At 68.5% G+C, this 5628-nt stretch carries 6 protein-coding genes and 1 pseudogene; all 7 read right to left on the bottom strand.

Annotation, left to right across the window (positions count from 1 at the left end; all coding sequences use genetic code 11):
- Positions 1-108 precede the first annotated feature (108 nt).
- The 7 genes and pseudogenes from ABZT02_RS46070 to ABZT02_RS46040 all read right to left on the bottom strand — a co-directional run bounded on the left by ABZT02_RS46070 (position 109) and on the right by ABZT02_RS46040 (position 5459).
- Positions 109-531, bottom strand: a complete 423-nt coding sequence (locus ABZT02_RS46070; RefSeq protein WP_356029449.1) for a transposase — start codon at positions 529-531, stop codon at positions 109-111.
- A 279-nt stretch (positions 532-810) separates the two neighbouring features.
- Positions 811-1413 carry a recombinase family protein gene (locus ABZT02_RS46065; protein WP_356029446.1) on the bottom strand — a complete coding sequence of 201 codons (603 nt, stop codon included), beginning with the start codon at positions 1411-1413 and terminating at the stop codon, positions 811-813.
- Between the two features lie 176 nt (positions 1414-1589).
- Positions 1590-3017, bottom strand: coding sequence for an MFS transporter (locus ABZT02_RS46060; RefSeq protein WP_356029443.1), 1428 nt, complete (start codon positions 3015-3017; stop codon positions 1590-1592).
- Entirely contained in the window at positions 3014-3670 is a 657-nt protein-coding gene (locus ABZT02_RS46055) for a TetR/AcrR family transcriptional regulator (RefSeq protein WP_356029440.1), read from the bottom strand. The genes ABZT02_RS46060 and ABZT02_RS46055 overlap by 4 nt, the downstream gene beginning before the upstream one ends.
- Before the next feature lie 61 nt (positions 3671-3731).
- Entirely contained in the window at positions 3732-4085 is a 354-nt protein-coding gene (locus tag ABZT02_RS46050) for a Tn3 family transposase (RefSeq protein WP_356029438.1), read from the bottom strand.
- A pseudogene (locus ABZT02_RS46045) lies at positions 4028-4995 on the bottom strand (Tn3 family transposase). The gene ABZT02_RS46050 and the pseudogene ABZT02_RS46045 overlap by 58 nt, the downstream one beginning before the upstream one ends.
- Positions 4989-5459: a hypothetical protein gene (locus tag ABZT02_RS46040; protein WP_356029435.1), complete on the bottom strand. Its 471-nt coding sequence runs from the start codon at positions 5457-5459 to the stop codon at positions 4989-4991. The pseudogene ABZT02_RS46045 and the gene ABZT02_RS46040 overlap by 7 nt, the downstream one beginning before the upstream one ends.
- Positions 5460-5628 lie beyond the last annotated feature (169 nt).

The following is a 5628-nucleotide window of genomic DNA, read 5'->3' as shown; positions in this document are numbered from 1 at the left end:
ACGCCGCCCGTAATCGGTTCACTTCATGCGTGTCCACACTTTCAACATGCTCTTGATCAGCACAAACGTATAGACCTAACGAAGCACTACTAGGACTTGTCCGGCCGATCAAGTTCGTAGCCAGATGGTGAGGGCTGCCGCTGTCGTGGTGCCGAGGTAGACGTAGCCGCGTTTGTCGTAGTGGGTGGCGACGGCCCGGGACTGTTGCAAGCGGTTGATCGCCCGTTCGACGGTGTTGCGCTTCTTGTAGCGGTCCTCGCCGAAGCCGGGCGGCCGTCCGCCGCGTGAGCCTTTGCGCAGGCGGGCAGCCTGGCTGTCGGTCTTCTCCGGGATCGTGTGCCGGATACCGCGTTGGCGCAGGTACTCGCGGCAGGGCCTGTTGCTGTAAGCCCTGTCGGCCGCGAGGCTGTCCGGCTTCTTGCGATGCCTGCCCGCCCGGGCCGCGGCACGCGGATCTTCTCCAGGACGGGCTCGAACTGGGTGCAGTCGGCGCGCTGGCCCGCGGTGACGATCAAAGACAGCGGGCGGCAACGGCCGTCCGCGCTCAGGTGGAGCCTGCTGGTGAACCCGCCGCGCGAGCGGCTCAGGCCCTCACCTCCAGCACCACCTCCACCAGGCGGGCGATCAGGCTCTGCCACGGCGTTTCGTCCTGGTGTTCCGCCAGTTCGGTCCCCTTTGACGCGAGGGCCGGCGCTGGATCGGTGCGGGCGCCGGCGGCATGCTGATGCGCGCGGACGATGGTGGAGTCGACCGAGATGGCCCCGGACTCCCAGCTCTGACCCCAGGGGCAAAGTAGCCCGCCGGTTGGTTTCAGGACTTCGGGGCGGCGGTCTTCTTGGGCTGGCGGGGGACGGTCTTGGTCTTGTCGAGGTGCCCGTACACCGTTGACCGTGGCGCGCCGAACATGTCGGCGATTTGCTTGACCGTCTTCTCCCGCTCGTCGTAAAGCCGTTGGGCGAGCGCGGCCTGGTCCTCGGTGAGCTTCGGCCGACGTCCGCCAACCCGGCCCCGGGCGCGGGCGGAGGCGAGCCCGTCGTTGGTGTTCGCCACGATCAGTTCGCGCTGGAGCTCGGCCAGCACGGACAGCATCCCGAACATCGCCCGTCCCTCCATTGTGGACGTGTCGATGCCCTGCTCGATCACGTGCAGCCCGATGCCGCGCTCGCGCAGATCAGCGCCGAGCGTCACCAGGTGGAGCACGGAGCGGGAGAGCCGGTCGAGCCGGGTGACCTTCAACGTGTCGCCCTCGCGCAACAACTGGAGCACGAGGTCGAGCTTCGGCCGGGATGCCTTCGCGCCGCTCGCGGTGTCGACGTGGATGTTGTCGCGGTCGACGCCGGCCCGCAGTAGGGCGTCGATCTGATGATCGGGGTTCTGGTCGGCGGTCGAGACCCGCGCGTAGCCGATGAGCATGTGTCGGAATCTAACGGGCGCACCGTTCGCCGACGTTGTTTTCCGACGCGAGTTTCCGACACTGCCCACCTGCGGGTGCGTGATCACGTCCCCAAGTGTCGGCAGACGATCGTTTGCCGACACTGAATATCGGTCTGATACATGACCGGATCAGCCTGGGTGCGTTCGGCGGTTGCTCAACTGTTTGGGTGTCGAGCGGGTGCTGCCTGTGGTGTTGGTGCTTGCGCCGGGCGTGAGGCGGTCGTGTCGTCTCCTTCCTGGTGGGCCGGGCGCCAGGGCAGCCGCGACGCGGGCAGCAGGCCGAGAGTGGCGAGTGCGGCCAGGATCAGCAGAGTGGAGCTCATGGTCGAAGCAGCGGTGCCGGTTGCGCTGGCCGCGACGGCGATGCCGAAGGTCGGCCCGGTGTTCATGGCGGTCTGCTTGAGTCCGCTGACGACCCCGGCGTACCCGGGCGGCGCGTCACCGACGACGGTCCCGGTGGCGGTGACCATCACGGTGGCGAACCCGGCACCGATGGCGGCAAAGGCTGCAGCCATGGCCATCCATGTGCTGGCGGGACCGAGCCGGGACAGCCCCGCGATGCCGACCACGACGAGGACCGTACCGGCGATCGCGGTGTGGCGCGCACCATACCGGCGTAGTGCGGCGACCGCGGCGGGTGAGCCGAGGACCATGAGCGCGGTCAGCGGGAGTACGCGCAGACCGCTGGCGAGTGGGTCGAGTCGAAGTACGTCCTGGAGGTAAAAGGTGGCCCTGAACAGTGCGCCGAACATGGCGGCGGTGGTGACCAGCAGGATCGCCATCGAAGCCGTCACTGATACGGACAGTGCTACGGCTGGTGGAACGATCGGGTGTGTGGTGCGGCGTTCGTGCCAGGTGAGCACGGTTGCGGCGCCGATGACGGCGAGGAATTCGAGCAGCGTCGGCGCGGCGGTCCACCCCCGCACGGGTATGTCGGCCAAGGCGTGGACCAGGATGGCGAGCGCGACCGCTAGCAGGACGGCGCTGGTGAGGTTGAGCCGTGGAGAGTTGGCACGTTGAGGTGCCGGCGTCCGTACGGCGAGGGCGAGGACGGCGATGACGAACGCGAGGGGCACGTTGACCCAGAAGACGGCGCGCCATCCCAGATGAGCCACGAGAACACCGCCCAGGAGCGGACCGGACCCTGCCGCCACCGCGATCGCACTGGTGCGAATGGCGATCGGCTTGCCGAGCCGGTCCGCGGGATACGCCAGCCGTAGCAGCGCGAGCGTCGCAGGTTGGAGGAACGCGGCGAACCCGCCCTGCACCGCGCGCAGGACGATCACCCAGCCGACGGTCGGCGCGAGCGCGATCCCGGCCGAGGCAGCCCCGAAACCGAGGACGCCGACGAACAGCAGGCGCGGGTGCCCGTACCGATCCCCGAGGCGCCCGGCGATCACGAGCAACGCGGCCACGGCGACCAGATAGCCGGTGCTCGTCCACTGGATCTGCGCCACGCTCGCGCCGAGATCACGCTGCATGCCGGGCTGCGCCATGAGCAGGATGGTTCCGTCCAGCGCGACGATCACCGCGCCGACCACGCTGACCAGAAGTGCAATCTGCCGCTGTGCGGGGGCGGTCATGAGGTCACCGGACCGAGATGGGCGTCCAGAACTGCCGCGATGAGCCGGTCGCGTTGGTCGTCGCCGGGGTCACCGCCCAGCGGTGGGGCGCCGAGGGCGAGTTGCAGGCTGCCCCAGGCCCACAGCTGGGCCATGCCGTGCAGGTTCGACCACAAGGCGGCGGCGGTCACCGCGGGCGGCGGTCCGGCCTCGTTCGGCCCGTCGACGCGTCGCGCGGCCTCCGTCTCCGATAGGCATCGGGAGACGAGTCCGGTGAAGTCCCCGAACAGCGGGAGGGTCGACTCGCGCAGCCTCGGTTGGTCCGATGCCTGCGCCGCGCCGTCGAGCAGGTCGTGCCGCCACATGAGCTCGAACATGCCGCGACGTTCCAGTGCGTACCCGACGTACGCCCGCGCGAGGGCCTCCAGCTGGCCGCGCGGTGTGGTCGTGCCGGCGACCGCGGCCTCGAACATGGCTGCGAGGTCCTCGAAGCCGCGACGGCCGATAGCCGAGAGCAGCGCGTGGTGTGTGGGGAAGTACCGACGCGGCGCCCCGTGCGACACCCCCGCTCGACGGGCTATCTCCCGCAGGCCCACGGACGCGGAGCCCTCGGTCAGCACAAGGTCGACCCCGACATCGATCAACCGCTCCCGAAGGGAGCCCTCATCAGTCATAGACAGTGTCTACCATGCTTCGTAGACACTGTCTACTCACCTTGGGGAGTGATCATTCTGCTCAGCGGGTGGCGGGGTCCGCCTCGGCTCGCTCGCTCACGGCGGCACGCTGACCGGGCATGGTCACGCCCGACAGGGCGAGGCGCTTGTTCATGTCGAGGCGGAACGTGCCGTACGGGTTGATGTTCGACCAGAACAGCGCGGTCAGCCCACGCCTGTCCTCGCCGCTCAGCTTCTTCGCCCAGGCCGGCTCGGCGAGTACCCCCTGAAGCAGCAGGGTGTTGATATGCACGAGACTGCTCTGGAGCAGGTGCAGGGCGAGCATCGAGGTCTCGGCGTGTTCCTTGTCCGGGCCGGTCAGGGCGCCGTCCTTGCCGTAGTGCCGGACGGTGTTCGCGCTGTTCCAGATCTCCACGACCTGGCCCGCCGTGGACCTCCCTGGCGCAGGCCGGGGCTGGCCAGGTAGTCACACGCGAAGATCGTGCGCACCGCGCGGGCCAGCTCTTCGAGGGCCTGGTAGGTCGGGTGCTTGGGGCCGCCGCGGGTGAAGCGCCGCAGCACCTGTTCTGCCTCGGCGGTGCCCAGGCGCAGGGCGGTGGCGTACTTGACCATCTGGTCGTACTGCTGGGCAATCAGGTCCCAGCGGATCGCCCGGGTCAGGGAGCCGCCGAGCGCTGGCCGGCCGGGCGGGTCGTCGTCGGGCCGGTACAGGCGGATGCTGCCGATGTTCTTCAGCCGGGGCAAAGCCGGAAGTTGAGCAGCTCAGTGAAGGCGAACCCGACGACGCTCGCGCCGTGGGTGTCTACGTAGTTGGACTCGATCTCTGCGTCCGTGCAGTGCCGCAGCAGGCCCTCGATCATCGCCGCGACCTCGGACGACGAACAGCTCTTGAGCTGGGAGTAGATGCAGACGTTCTTCCGTTCCACGTGCCAGTAGATCATCACGCCGTTACCTCCGTAGCGGGCGTGGTACTCGGTCATGAAGTTCGAGGACCAGGACCCGAACTTCTTCGAGTCCGATGCGCACGCCGTGCCCTGTCCCCACCATGCGGTGTCGCGGGCCGCAAAGGTGGCGTTCACCAGCTTCGTCACCGCGGCCCGCAGATTGTCGACGGTGATGAAGTGCCGGCGCACGTGCCGCAGCGCGGCTTCGGTCTCGCCGTGCTCGCCGGTCGCCACGATGGCGCGGATGCCCATGTTCGTTCCCAGTGCGAACAGGGCGAGCAGCAGGCGGCGCTGGAGGACGGCCCGGTCGATGCGCTCGTACGCGGCGACGGAGGCGAACTCGTCGGTGAAGCCGGCGGCGAAGTCGGCGTTCTTCAGCACGTCCAGCAGATCGAGGACGCCCCACCTTCGTACGACCTCGTCCTTGAGCGCTTGGAGGCCGGTGGGCTCGTCCAGCTTCTCCAGCTTGGGCACGGTGTCCACGGCTCGCCATGCCGGGTGGTGACCTTCACCCCGCCCGCCGAGCCGTCCGCGAGCGCGGCCGACAGCCTGTCCAGGCCGTCCGTCATGCGCCGCTTCAGGTCCGTGATGAACGCCTGCGGGTCCATCGGCTGGTGGATCGCGGCGTAGTGCACGGTGCGGGTGGCCTCGAAGTCGCCGGGCAGGTCGTCCTCCGGGTTGCGCCAGCGTAGCCCGCCCTCGATGTAGATCTCCCGGCGGCGGATCGCGTCCCGCAGCGCCACCAGGATGCACAACTCGTACGGGATGCGCTCGACCTTGCCCTTGTCGTCCACAACGCCGGTTGCTGACCGGCAGGAACGGCCGCAGCCGTTCCCATTCGTCATCCGTCAGATCACCCCGCCCCATGTCCACACCAACGACTACGGCGCGGACTAGTCACATGATCGGCCGGACAAGTCCTAGTAGTGCTTCGTTAGGTTCTGGCTCTGTGTCTGGCTGTGGTGAGGGGGCGGCCGCAGGTGCTGCAGGTGCCGGTCCAGCACCTCAGCAGGT

Origin of the sequence: Streptomyces sp. NPDC005402 (assembly GCF_040606575.1) — a bacterium.
Taxonomy (GTDB): Bacteria; Actinomycetota; Actinomycetes; order Streptomycetales; family Streptomycetaceae; genus Streptomyces.
Note: the sequence above shows the minus strand (reverse complement) of the source record. Positions and strands in the feature narration are given on the sequence as shown.